Annotated in this window: 11 protein-coding genes and 1 pseudogene; 8 read left to right on the forward strand and 4 right to left on the reverse strand. The window is 71.0% G+C overall.

All coding sequences use genetic code 11. The features are described from left to right. The first annotated feature begins 139 nt into the window (after window positions 1-139). The 3 genes from ABZT12_RS26155 to ABZT12_RS26165 all read left to right on the forward strand — a co-directional run bounded on the left by ABZT12_RS26155 (window position 140) and on the right by ABZT12_RS26165 (window position 2546). Window positions 140-700: a DUF5134 domain-containing protein gene (locus ABZT12_RS26155; RefSeq protein ID WP_356388924.1), complete on the forward strand. Its 561-nt coding sequence runs from the start codon at window positions 140-142 to the stop codon at window positions 698-700. Between the two features lie 120 nt (window positions 701-820). Beyond that, a complete protein-coding gene (locus ABZT12_RS26160) occupies window positions 821-1756 on the forward strand; it encodes a M56 family metallopeptidase (RefSeq protein ID WP_356388926.1) in 936 nt (311 codons plus the stop codon). A gap of 97 nt (window positions 1757-1853) precedes the next feature. Next, window positions 1854-2546, forward strand: a complete 693-nt coding sequence (locus ABZT12_RS26165) for an HAD-IA family hydrolase (protein WP_356388928.1) — start codon at window positions 1854-1856, stop codon at window positions 2544-2546. 1 nt (window position 2547) lies between these two features. Here the strand turns inward: ABZT12_RS26165 and ABZT12_RS26170 are convergent. Then, window positions 2548-2816, reverse strand: a pseudogene (locus tag ABZT12_RS26170) (DUF2630 family protein). Window positions 2817-3076: 260 nt separating this feature from the next. Here ABZT12_RS26170 and ABZT12_RS26175 point away from each other — a divergent pair. Then, window positions 3077-3757 (forward strand): helix-turn-helix domain-containing protein, encoded by a 681-nt coding sequence (locus ABZT12_RS26175; protein WP_356388930.1) that lies wholly within the window; start codon window positions 3077-3079, stop codon window positions 3755-3757. Between the two features lie 23 nt (window positions 3758-3780). Here ABZT12_RS26175 and ABZT12_RS26180 read toward each other — a convergent pair whose 3' ends face one another. Further along, window positions 3781-4251, reverse strand: coding sequence for a DUF6214 family protein (locus tag ABZT12_RS26180; RefSeq protein WP_356388932.1), 471 nt, complete (start codon window positions 4249-4251; stop codon window positions 3781-3783). Window positions 4252-4734: 483 nt separating this feature from the next. On the opposite strand from ABZT12_RS26180, the gene ABZT12_RS26185 reads away from it, so the two are divergent. Continuing rightward, entirely contained in the window at window positions 4735-5715 is a 981-nt protein-coding gene (locus ABZT12_RS26185) for a polysaccharide lyase family 1 protein (protein ID WP_356388934.1), read from the forward strand. Between the two features lie 31 nt (window positions 5716-5746). Further along, window positions 5747-6550: a pectate lyase gene (locus ABZT12_RS26190; RefSeq protein WP_356388936.1), complete on the forward strand. Its 804-nt coding sequence runs from the start codon at window positions 5747-5749 to the stop codon at window positions 6548-6550. Window positions 6551-6898: 348 nt separating this feature from the next. On the opposite strand, the gene ABZT12_RS26195 is transcribed toward ABZT12_RS26190, so the two are convergent. Then, on the reverse strand, window positions 6899-7483 hold the full coding sequence (locus tag ABZT12_RS26195; protein WP_356388938.1) for a hypothetical protein: 585 nt from the start codon (window positions 7481-7483) through the stop codon (window positions 6899-6901). A 269-nt stretch (window positions 7484-7752) separates the two neighbouring features. On the opposite strand from ABZT12_RS26195, the gene ABZT12_RS26200 reads away from it, so the two are divergent. After that, window positions 7753-8838: an exo-alpha-sialidase gene (locus ABZT12_RS26200; RefSeq protein WP_356388940.1), complete on the forward strand. Its 1086-nt coding sequence runs from the start codon at window positions 7753-7755 to the stop codon at window positions 8836-8838. A 112-nt stretch (window positions 8839-8950) separates the two neighbouring features. Here ABZT12_RS26200 and ABZT12_RS26205 read toward each other — a convergent pair whose 3' ends face one another. Next, window positions 8951-10231 (reverse strand): family 16 glycosylhydrolase, encoded by a 1281-nt coding sequence (locus tag ABZT12_RS26205; RefSeq protein WP_356388942.1) that lies wholly within the window; start codon window positions 10229-10231, stop codon window positions 8951-8953. 787 nt (window positions 10232-11018) lie between these two features. Between ABZT12_RS26205 and ABZT12_RS26210 the strand changes: the two genes are divergently transcribed. Further along, a complete protein-coding gene (locus ABZT12_RS26210; RefSeq protein WP_356388944.1) occupies window positions 11019-12704 on the forward strand; it encodes a ribonuclease J in 1686 nt (561 codons plus the stop codon). Window positions 12705-12755 lie beyond the last annotated feature (51 nt).

Here is a 12755-nt window from a genome sequence, read left to right on the forward strand (position 1 = left end):
CGTGCTGTGCTCCGTCCAGTGCTCCCCGCGTACACCCTTGCGCTTGGTTGCGCACCGCGCGGCAGGGGCATCTCTTGACCGACCGTGGACCGCCCGATCGCCCACCGGTCGTCCGAGATCACCGAGTTGGGGGATTCGCGTGCGCGGACCGGATTCGCCGGGCTGGCTGCTGGTCGCGCTCTGCGCGGCGACCGGCGCCTACTGTCTGCTGCGCATGCGCAGCACCGTCGAGGAGCAGCGCCGGGCGGCGGGCGGTGAGGCGCTGATGGGGTTCGGCATGGCGGCGATGGCCGTACCCGCCGCCGCGTTCTCCCCGCCGCCCTGGGCCTGGCCCGCCTACGCCGGCGTCTTCACCGTGGCGGCGCTGCGCGCGCTCTGGGCGGCGCGCACCGGCCCGCACCATCTGCACCATCTGCTGGGCACCTCGGCCATGGTCTACATGGCGGTCGTGATGACCCTCTCCCCCGGACCCCACCACCACGGGCACGGCGGCTCCGGCGTCCCGCCCGTGACGGGCACGCTGCTCCTCTACTTCGCCGGGTACGTCCTGCTCTGCGGCGCCCGTCTCGTGCCCGTCGCCGGGGTCACCGCGGGGACCGCCGGCAGCCGCGCCGTCGGCTGGGGCGACCGGCCGGAACTCGCCCGGGCGTGCCGGCTGTCGATGGCCATCGCCATGGTCGCCATGCTGCTGACCCTGTGAGACCCGGGCGGCCACCGCAACCGGCCGCACCGGCCCCGGACCGGCAGGCCGCCGTGGCCTGCGTCACTTTGCTCCGGGAAGCCGTACCCGTGGGCGGCACGGCGCTCATAGGGTGCTCCCATGATGGTCCCCGCGGCACTGTTGCTGCTCGGCGCGCTGACCGCCGTCGTCGCTCCCCGGCTGCTGGCCCGGGCCGAGTGGCCGGACCGCGAACCGGTGGTGGCGCTGTGGGTGTGGCAGTGCGTGGTGGCGGCCGTCCTGCTGTGCTGCGTCCTGTCGATGACGTTGAGCGCGGCGGCGGCCTGGCAGGCGGTGCGCGGCCATGTGTTCGCCAGCGCCCCGCACGCGGTCGCGGACGCCTACTTGCCCGGCGCGCGGGGCCCTTGGGCGGCGGTGACCGCGGTGGTTCTCGCCTGCGGTGGCCTGTGGACCGCGGCGATGCTCGTCCGGGAGGTCCTACGGGCCCGGGGGCGCCGTCGGCGGCGCCGTACCGAACTCCTTGTCCGCGCCCCCCTGTTGCCCGGCGAGGAGGCGGGCGACGACCCTCTGGTGGTACTGGAGGGAGTGCGGCCCGACGCCTGGTGGCTGCCCGGCTCCGCGCCCCAACTGGTCATCACCACCGCCGCGTTGCGACGCCTGAAAGGGCGTCAGCTCGACTCGCTGCTCGCCCATGAGCAGGGCCACGCGCAGGCCCGGCACGACTGGCTGCTGCACTGCTCGGCCGCGCTGGCCACCGGGTTCCCGCGGGTACCGGTGTTCGCCGCGTTCCGCGACGAGATGCACCGACTGGTCGAACTCGCCGCCGACGACATGGCGTCCCGCCGCTTCGGCCGGCTGACGACCGCGCTGGCACTGGTCGGACTCAACGAGGACCGCGGGGTGTTCGGGCCGTGCCCCACCCCGCAGGCCCATGTCCCGCAGCGGGTGAGCCGGTTGCTCACTCCCCCGGACCGGCTCACCGCCGTCCGGCGCCTGGGGCTGACGGCGACGGCCGCGCTGGTGCCGGCGGTACCGGTGCTGGTGGCCTTCGTGCCGGGCCTGCGGGCACTCCACTGACGGAAACCCGGCGCCCGGTCTCGGTGGCGGGCACCGTCCCGCCCGGTCACCTCCGCGCGGGACGGGCCGCGGGAACCCCGTTCCGTAGGATCGGCGCATGACCGCCGTCCTCTTCGACTTCTCCGGGACCCTCTTCCGGATCGAGTCCACCGAGTCCTGGCTCCGCGCCGTGCTGAGCGAGACCGGGATCACGCTCCCGGAAGCGGAGACGGCCGAGGCCGCGCGCGCCCTGGAGCGTGCCGGGGCGATGCCGGGCGGCGCGCCACCGCTGCGGCTGCCCGAGGAGTTGGCCGAGGTGTGGTCGGTGCGGGACCGGAGTGCCGAACTCCACCGGGCCGCGTACACCGGCCTCTCCCGTCAAGTCCCGCTCCCCGAACCGGGGTTGCACGACGCACTGTACGACCGGCACATGACGCCGGACGCGTGGACGCCGTACCTCGACACGGTGGAGGTGCTGCGCACGCTGCGCGAGCGCGGGATCGACGTGGGAGTGGTCAGCAACATCGGCTGGGACCCGCGCCCCGTCTTCCGCGCCCACGGCGTCGACGGCCATGTGAACACGTACGTCCTGTCTTACCAGCACGGCATCCAGAAGCCGGATCCGCGGCTCTTCGAGATCGCCTGCGCGGAGCTGGGCGCGGATCCCAAGGACGTGCTGATGGTCGGTGACGACCGGAGGGCGGACGGCGGGGCGGCGGCGCTGGGCTGCGCGGTGCACTTCGTGGACCACCTGCCGGTGACCGAACGCCCCGACGCGCTGCGGCCCGTGCTGGAGCTGGCCGGGCGCTGACTCAGCAGGCTCCGGTCACCCCTGGTAGCCCTTCGGCCCAGGACTCCGGCCGGGCCCGCGCCTCGGCCGGGTTCTCCCCGAACTCCGCCTTCGCCCGACGCTGCCTCAACAGGTCCCAGCGCTGGTCGAGTTCGCGCTCCAGCTCGCCGAGCCGCGCGTGTTCGGTGGTGCTGCCGACCGCTCCCGACGCGACGGCTTCCCGGAGTCTGCGCTGCGCTCGTCGTCGACCCTCGCGTTGATCCGCGCCAGAACTTGCTTGGCCTGCTCCATGCCCGTACGCCTCCCCGGCTCGACACCGGTGCCCACTTCAGGGACGAATCACGTCCTGTGCGACACCTGTGTGAAGGGGGCGCCGGGGCGCCGGGCCGGAAAGTCGCCCGAGGCCACCATCAGCGGAAAAAGGGCCGCCCGCCTGGGACGATCCCCCGCGTCGCCCCAGACGGACGGCAGCATGCACCAGGCCCGCTCTGCGGCGGACCCGACTCCCTGAGTATAGTTGGCTGGCAGCCAGTCAACGCAGGAGTTACAGCATGTCCCCGCGCAGCGCCTCGGTCAATGAAGAGTTGCGACGGCGTTCCCGCGAGCGGCTTCTGCAGGCCGCGGTCGAACTGGTCGGGGAGCGCGGCTACGAGGCCACCACCCTCGGCGACATCGCGGACCGGGCGGGTTCGGCGCGCGGCCTGGTCTCCTACTACTTCCCCGGCAAACGCCAGTTGGTCCAGTCGGCGGTGCACCGGCTGATGCACCGCACGCTGGAGGAGGCGCTGGAGCGCGAGCCCCGCACCACGGACGGCCGGGAGCGGATGGCCCGCGCCATCGACGCGATCCTGGGCCTCGCGCACGACCGTCCGGTCCTCATGCGCCAGCACATGGCGGGGCTCCTCCAGGCCGAGGGCTTCGTGCAGTGCCCGGAGCAGCGCCGGCTCTCCGAACTGCTCGGCGACACCGTCACCCGCTACGGGTCGGAGAACGTCCCCTCCGACTATCCGATGCTGCGGGCCCTGCTCATGGGCGCGGTGTACTCGGCGCTGGTGCCGGGGGTGCCGATGCCGTTACTGGTGCTGCGCAAGGAACTGTTCCAACGGTACGGACTGGAATGGGAGTTGGGCGTCCCGCCGGACGCCGGAACGGGCACCGGGAGCGGCGTGGCCGACACGGATCTCTCCCGCTTCTTCGCCACCGACGACCGCCCGGAGGACGAGCGGACGTAGACGAGTCCTCCCCACGCGCTCATCTAGCGTTTTACGTGACGGGGCGTCAGAAGGCCCGCGTCGCGCGCTCGGGAGATCAGTCCGAGTGAGCGGCGGCGGCTGTGGCCGGTCGCGCACATCACCGCGAGGACGGGATCGGCCCCCTCGCCCTGAGCGGCGAGGTACTCCTGGGCGACCAGCCGGCACCCCTCGATCCCCCGCGGCCAGGCGGCCCGGGCCCGGTGCGCGCCACCGCTCCCCGCGTCCTCCCCGTCCACCGATCCGCCGTGCGGGCCGCACGCCTCGAAGAGCGGGGTCTCGATCCACTCGGCCAGTGCCGTCAGGTCGTCCAGCGAGAGCGCGGGCCGGGCCCGGACGTCCTCGACCGACACAGCCTCCGCCGACACCACGGCGAGCGCGTCCACCCGGGCGCCGTCGGCGAAGAGCAGCCGGACGTGGAACCACGAGGTGACACCATCCCGCTCCCGCACTTCCCACGCGGGCCACACGGACACCGCGCCATCCGTCGGACAACGATCAGAAAGATTAAGAAAGGATGCTTCTAGCACACACGCAACGTAACCGCATGATCACATCCCTTACGGACGGACACGCTCGCCCGTACACCTCGCGGGTGAGCGGGGGGCCGCGACAGCTCCGCCGGGTCGCGCACGATCGGCGGGACGCAACGGGTGCGCGGGTCCAGCCACCTTCGGGCGAGCCGGTGACGGTGGGGGTCCGGCCCGCACCCCGCGCGTATGCCCGCCGCGCGTCCCGCAGCCCTCTTTCGGACAGTTCTCGCGAGCCCGGGGTCCGTCCGAATGTCTTCTGCGCGAAGCGTTGACTAGAAAGCGCTTTCACCCTACGTTCCGTTCAGCAGCGTGACCGCTCCGTGCCCGAATGAACGCCCACGGCCGCTCTGCCCGTGAACGACATTCAACATGGCGAATGCCGTTCACGTACCCAACCAAAGAAGCCCTCCTGAAGGGACCCACCCCATGCGTGTTCTCCCCCCACGTACACACGCGCAAAGGCCTGCCCTGGCGGTCGCCGTCACCGCCGCTCTCGCGACGGTGGCCGTGCTCGCGCTCCCGCACTCCGCCTCGGCGGCCGACACCTCGCCGGTCGGATTCGGTGCCGGGACGACCGGCGGCGGCAGCGCCGGCGCGATCACGGTCTCGACACTCGCCGCCTTCAAGACGGCCGTCACCGGCAGCACTTCGAAGGTGGTGAAGGTCAACGGCCTGATCACGCTGAGCGGTCAGGTCGACGTCGGGTCCAACACGACGGTCCTGGGCGTCGGTTCGTCGTCCGGCTTCACCGGCGGCGGCCTGCGGCTGAAGAACGTGACGAACGTCGTCGTCCGCAACCTCAACATCAGCAAGTCGGTCGCACCCGCCGACGGTGTCACCGTGCAGGCGTCGACGAAGGTGTGGCTCGACCACAACGCCTTCTCGTCCGACCTCGACCACGGCAAGGACTACTACGACGGCCTGGTCGACATCACCCACGGGTCCGACTACGTCACCGTCTCCTGGAACACCTTCAAGAACCACTACAAGGGCTCGCTCGTCGGCCACAGCGACAGCAACGCGAGCGAGGACACCGGGCATCTGCGGGTGACGTACCACCACAACTGGTTCAACGACGTCAACTCCCGTATCCCCAGCCTCCGTTTCGGCACCGGGCACTTCTACGACAACTACGTCGTGGGCGCCGACACCGCCGTGCACTCGCGGATGGGGGCCCAGATGTTCGTCCAGAACAACGTCTTCCGGGACACCGACGTCGCCGTCACGACCAACCGGGACAGCGACGTGGACGGCTACGCCAACCTCAGCGGCAACGACCTCGGCGGCGCGACGACCGAGATCTCCCAGGTCGGCACGTTCACCAGCCCGCCGTACAGCTACACCGCCGAGCCCGCCTCGACCGTCGTCGCCTCGGTGACCTCCGGCGCGGGCACCGGCAAGATCTGACCCTCCCCCACCTCGGAGAAGGAATCGGGACATGACTTCTTCCGTACCCCCACGCGCCCGCCGGCGCGCGCTCACCGGAGCCGTGGCCGCCCTCGGGCTTTCGGTTGGCATGATCATGACTATCGGGGCGCCCCCGGCGGGCGCGGCCACCTGGCCCACCGCCAGTGGCAGCCAGGCGGTCACCTCGACCATCTCGGTCTCCGGCACCAAGGACTACGGGATGCTGCGCCTGTACGGCAGCGGCGACCTGGGCTCGGGCAGCCAGGACGAGGACCAGGGCCCCATCCTCGAACTGGCCGCGGGCACCGTCCTCAAGAACGTCATCATCGGCGCCCCCGCCGCCGACGGCATCCACTGCCTGGGCAGCTGCACGCTGCAGAACGTCTGGTGGGAAGACGTGGGCGAGGACGCGGCGACCTTCCTGGGCTCCTCGTCCTCCAACGTCTACACCGTCTCCGGCGGCGGCGCGAAGGAGGCCAGCGACAAGGTCTTCCAGTTCAACGGCGCCGGCACCCTGAACGTCTCCAACTTCGCGGCGCAGACCTTCGGCACGTTCGTCCGCTCGTGCGGCAACTGCAAGACGCAGTACAAGCGCACGATCAACCTCAACTCCATCGAGGCGACCTACAAGGGCAGCCGGATCGTCGGCATCAACACCAACTACGGCGACAGCGCGACCCTCAAGGCCATCACGATCGTGGGCGACACCAGCAAGAAGATGATCCCGTGCCAGAAATACATCGGGAACAGCACGGGCGCGGAGCCGACGACGAACGGCACCGGACCCGACAGTACCTACTGCAAGTACGCCTCCTCGGACATCACCTACAAGTGACCTTCCCCCCACGGTGACGGCGGCCGTACGAGGTGCCCCTGCACGGCACTCCGTACGGCCGCTCCGGCTGTGCCGGGCCGACTCCGCCCGGCATCTCAGCCGTCAGGCCACCGGGCCGGCCCCGGCTCGGTCGCCGACACGTTGCGCGCCACCCGCCTGGAGGGCGACCGGGGACACCCCTGGGCGCCCTCCGTGACACCGCCGGCCTCAACAGCATCCTCAACTGCGCTCTGGAAGACGGCGGTTGACACCGCAGCCAGCCGTCCCACCCCTCGGCCTCTCTTGCAGATGCGGACCCGCGAACGGCGGCCCCGTTCGACGAAACGGAGGCCGGTCCCTCGTGCCGTCTCAGCCCGTCTTCCGCCCCCACAGCGGGCCGAAGCGGGCCCATTCGGTGTCCCACTGTTCCATGCGCCGGTGTTCCAGGCGGCCACGCAGGAAACGGCCGCCGGCGAAGGGGACGGTCGCCGCGGCAAGGCCGATGAGGACGCCCATCAGGGAGGCGCGCAGGCGGGCCTGGGACGCGCTGGCGGGCTGGGTGACCAGGTGTCCCTGCGGGTCCGTCCACACGGAGACCGGTGTGCCGACCGGGCTGCCGGACTCGACGCGGACCTGGCCCGTGTGCGAGGAGCCGTTGCCGGTCGTCCAGCGCACCCTGGCCCAGATGCGTTCACCGGCGGGACTGTCGGTCTGTGCCGGGTGGGGGCCCGGCACGTCCTGGGTCACGTGGGCGACCACCGCTCTCCAGTCGACCCGTTCCTGGGCCAGTCCGTTCTCCACGGAACGGGCGGCGGTCATTCCGGCGAGCTCTCCGGCGGCGAGCGTGACCAGCCACGCGCCGAGGACGACCCAGGACTCCACCGCGTCGGCGGGGCGTTTGAGCGGGTTGCGCCGCCACCTCCACAACCACACCTTCGGACCACGGAACGCCATCGAGGGCATCCTCCTCACGACCGCACGGACCTGCCGAACCGACTACCCATACGGGGAAGGAGTACGCGATGCTCACGCGGAACCCCGAACCGGCCGCTCCCCCGGCCTCCGGGCGGCGCGAACGGGCCCCGCGGAAGAGCTCCGCACGGGGTCGCACCGGTCGGCATCCCCGCTCTGACCTGCTACGACGCCTGGCCGGGGGGTGACTGTCAGTGGTGGGGTGCAGACTGGCCCGTATCTGAGACAACGTCGTCACGGAGGTGATCGGCATGACCGAGGTACTGCTCGCCGTGGGCACGCGCAAGGGTCTGTTCATCGGGCGCAGGCGGGGTGGCACCTGGGAGTTCGACGAAGCTCCGTACTTCAACGCGCAGGCCGTGTACTCGGTCGCCGTCGACACCCGGGGCCCCGCCCCGCGACTGCTGGCCGGCGGCGACAGCGCGCACTGGGGTCCGTCGGTGTTCCACTCCGACGATCTGGGCCGCACCTGGGCCGAGCCGGCCCAGCCGGCCGTCAAGTTCCCGAAGGAGACGGGGGCTTCGCTGGAGCGGGTGTGGCAGCTGCATCCGGCGGCGGCCGAGCCGGACGTGGTGTACGCGGGCACCGAACCGGCCGCGCTGTACCGCTCGGAGGACCGCGGGGAGAGCTTCGAACTGGTCCGGCCCCTCTGGGAGCACCCCACCCGTTCCCGGTGGGTGCCGGGCGGCGGCGGAGAGGGTCTGCACACCGTGCTCACCGACCGGCGTGATCCACGGGCGGTGACCGTCGCCGTCTCGACCGCCGGGGTGTTCCGCACGCGCGACGGCGGGGCGAGCTGGGAGCCGTCCAACTCCGGCGTGTCCGCGGTCTTCCTGCCGGATCCGAACCCGGAGTTCGGCCAGTGCGTGCACAAGGTCGCGCAGGACGCCGCCACCCCGGACCGGCTGTATCTGCAGAACCACTGGGGGGTGTACCGCAGCGACGACGCCGGTGCCCACTGGACGGACATCGGCGAGGGGCTGCCGTCCACGTTCGGCTTCGCGGCGGCCGCCCACCCCCACCGGGGCGGCACGGCCTACGTGTTCCCGATCACCGCCGACTCCGACCGGGTCCCCGCCGGCCGGCGGTGCCGGGTCTACCGCACGGCGGACGCGGGCGCCAGCTGGGAGCCGTTGTCGGCGGGCCTGCCGGCCGAGGACCACTACGGCACGGTGCTGCGCGACGCGCTGTGCACGGACGGCGCCGACCCGGCGGGCGTGTACTTCGGCAACCGCAACGGCGAGGTGTTCGCGTCGGCCGACGACGGGGACAGCTGGCGGCAGTTGGCCTCCCATCTACCGGACGTGCTCTGCGTCCGCGCCGCGGTGGTCGACTGATGCCGCGGGCCCGCCGGATGACCGAACTCCCGCTCAGGAGCGACCAGTTCGGTCATCCTCGGGCGGTGGGCACGCCACCCGGCGCCGCATCGACGGCGCTGCCGCCAACTGGTCAGCCGATGGTCCACTTCTGATTGGCGTTGCCCGAGCACGTCCAGGTCTGCAGACGGGTGCCGTCGGCCGAGGAGTTGCCCTTGGCGTCGAGGCACTTGTCGGCCCCGACGTTGGTCAGGTCGTGAGCGGCGCTGTAGGTCCACTCCTGGGCCTTGGTGCCGTTGCAGCTGTAGAGCTGGACGACCGCGCCGTCATCGTGCGAACCGGCCGCGACGTCCAGGCACTTACCGAGGGCGCGCACCGTGCCGTCGCTGCCCAGGGTCCACTTCTGGGCGTCGCCGCCGGTGCAGTCGTGCAGCTGGATCGGGGTGCTGTCGGCGGTACTGGCACCTGCGACATCCACGCACATGCCGCCGATGCCCTTGATGGCGCCGGACAGGTTCGTGCCGCCTGAGCCGGTGTCGGAGCCGGAGTCCGAGGTGGTGACGTGGACGTAGTCGACGGTCATCGTCTGCGGGAAGGAGGTGGTGGAGTCGGGGCTGCCGGGCCAGTCACCGCCGACCGCGAAGTTCAGGATGATGAAGAACGGGTGGTCGTAGACCCACTTGTTGCCGTTGACGTCGGAAGGGGTGCGGGTCTCGTAGACCTGGCCGTCCACGGACCAGACGATCTTCGAGGGGCTCCAGTCGACGGCGAAGACGTGGAAGTCGTCGGCGAAGGACTTGCCGTTCGGCAGGGTGTACGCGGCGCCGATGCCGCCGGCGCCTGAGTAGCCCGGGCCGTGGATCGTGCCGTGGACGGTGCCGGGCTCCATGCCGACGTTCTCCATGACGTCGATCTCGCCGCTGTTGGGCCAGCCGGCGCTGCCGAGGTCGTCGCCCAGCATCCAGAAGGCCGGCCAGACGCCCTGGCCCCGCGGGACCTTGATGCGGGACTCGAAGTGGCCGTACTTCTGGGTGAAGGTCTTCGCCGTGTTCAGGCGTGCCGAGGTGTACTGGCAGGTGCCGTTCCAACACTGGAGGCCGGAGTCGGTGTTCTTGCGGGCGGTGAGGACCAGGTTGCCGTTGCCGTCGAGGGCGGCGTTGCTGGTGCTGTTCGTGTAGTACTGCAGCTCGTGGTTGCCGTTGCCGCCGCCGCCCGTCTCCAGAGTCCACTTGGCGGAACTGGGCGCACTGCCCGCGCTTCCGTTGAAGTCGTCGGACCATGTCGTCGTGGTGGCGGCGTCCGCGCGGTTCGTCGCCGAATCCGAGGTGTTGATGAGGATCGCGGAGGCGAGGGCGGCGGACATCAGCACCGCCAGCCCTCCGAACGACCATCTGCGTGCGCGATGAGCGGCCATGGGGTGAACACACCTTGTCTTAGGGGGGACTTCCGGGTCGGGCGTCGGACGGTGCACGCGACGGGCGCGGACAGGCGGAGACCTGAGAGCGCTCTCTCCTTGCACGGCGGGCGCCACCGGTGGGCCAGACGATACGCACGATCGTTGCCCCAGCCAACCGGAGCGCGAGGCCCTCAAACGCCCCTGACCTGCGCCTTCTTGCGAAGTCATGACTGCCCGGAGCACGTTTAAGCCGTCTTTAACCCGGGCTTAAGAACGGGGAGTTGAAGTAATGCGCGCGCTGTCAGCGGGGATGTGCGGAGTGTGGTCACGGGTCGGCCCGCCCCGCTACCGCCTCCAGCGCGACCTTGCCGACGAGCGCGAGACCCGCGCCCTCGGCTGACTGGTCACCGCCGCCCTCGACGTCGACGGACCCGAACGGCACAGCGCTCCATCACCACCACCGTCGTCGCGCGGCCCAGCCGTACGAGGGCGGCCACCCCTGGTGCGATCTCGGCCACTTTCCCTCGCACAGCGCCGACGGCACCGCATCCTGCTGCGACCGAGTGGACCGGCATCAGGGCCTACCGGGAAGCCGTCGAGGCCGGTCACCAGGGCGAAGAACGCGAGACCGCCCCCAGCACGCCCGCCCCAGGCGCGGCTACCGGCGGCGGGCGCGCCACCACCTCGGCCGCTCCCTGCCCGCCCCCACCACGGGGACCGTGGACAGCCGGGTGTCGCACCGCGCCCCGGCGTCCAGAGTGCAGGCAGTGGATCACACCGGCGGACTCTTCGGTAACGTGAGGCTATGAGCCATCCGCACCCAGAACTCAAAGCCGCCCCTCCTCTGCCCGAAGGCGGGCTGAGGGTGACCGCCCTGGGCGGTCTGGGCGAAATCGGCCGCAATATGACCGTCTTCGAGCATGCCGGCAAGCTGCTGATCGTGGACTGCGGTGTCCTGTTCCCGGAGGAGAACCAGCCGGGCGTGGACGTGATCTTGCCCGACTTCACCTCGATCCGGGACCGCCTCGACGACATCGTGGCCATCGTGCTCACGCACGGCCACGAGGACCACATCGGCGGCGTTCCCTACCTGCTGCGGGAACGGACGGACATCCCGGTCGTCGGCTCGAAGCTCACCCTCGCCTTCCTGGAGGCCAAGCTCAAGGAGCACGGCATCAGGCCCCGCACGGTGCGCGTGCGGGAGGGCGACCGGCGCGGCTTCGGTCCGTTCGACTGCGAGTTCGTGGCCGTCAACCACTCCATCCCGGACGGGCTCGCGGTGGCCCTGCGTACCGGAGCCGGGCTGGTGCTGCACACCGGTGACTTCAAGATGGACCAGTTCCCCCTGGACGACCGGATCACCGACCTGCGTGCCTTCGCCCGCCTCGGCGAGGAGGGTGTGGACCTCTTCCTCACCGACTCCACCAACGCCGAGGTCCCCGGCTTCACCACCTCCGAACGCGAACTGAACCCCGCGATCGAACAGGTCCTTCGCACCGCCCCCCGCCGGGTCATCGTCTCCAGCTTCGCCAGCCACGTGCACCGCATCCAGCAGGTCCTGGACGCCGCCCACCTGCACGGCCGCAAGGTGGCCTTCGTGGGCCGTTCCATGGTCCGCAACATGGGCATCGCCCGCGACCTGGGCTACCTCAAGGTCCCCTCCGGCCTCGTCGTGAACATCAAGGAACTGGAGAAGCTCCCCGACCACAAGATCGCCCTGGTGTGCACCGGCTCGCAGGGCGAGCCCATGGCAGCCCTGTCGCGGATGGCCAACCGCGACCACGCGATCCGTGTCGGCAAGGGCGACACCGTCCTGCTCGCCAGCTCCCTCATCCCCGGCAACGAGAACGCCATCTACCGGGTGATCAACGGCCTGACCCGGTGGGGCGCCAACGTCGTCCACAAGGGCAACGCCAAGGTGCACGTCTCCGGCCACGCCAGCGCCGGTGAACTCGTCTACTGCTACAACATCGTCCGCCCCCGCAACGTCATGCCCGTCCACGGCGAGTTCCGTCACCTGCGGGCCAACGCCGACCTCGCCATCCGTACCGGCGTCGACCCCGACCGGGTCGTCGTCGCCGAGGACGGTGTCGTCGTCGACCTCGTCGACGGCCGCGCCTCCATCACCGGCAAGGTGCCCGCCGGGAACGTCTACGTGGACGGCATGGAAGTCGGCGGTGCGACCGAAGCGTCCCTCAAGGACCGGGTCACCCTCGCCCAGGAGGGTGTCATCACGGTCGTCGCCATCGTCGACGCCGACACCGGCGCCCTCGCCGAGGCACCCGACTTCCTGGCCCGCGGCTTCGTCCACGACGAGACCACCTTCGAGCCGGTCGTCCCCGTCATCGAGAAAACCCTGGCCAACGCCGCGCAGGAAGGTGTCGGCGACGCCCACCAGCTCGAACAGCTCATCGCCCGCGCCGTGGCGAACTGGGCCTTCCGCGCCCACCGTCGCCGGCCACTGGTCATCCCGGTCATCATCGACGCCTGACCCGGCCGCCGCCCCGTCCCCGCTCCTCCACCGGAGCGGGGCGTCCGTCGT

It is taken from the genome of Streptomyces sp. NPDC005423, assembly GCF_040606415.1.
Taxonomy (GTDB): Bacteria; Actinomycetota; Actinomycetes; order Streptomycetales; family Streptomycetaceae; genus Streptomyces.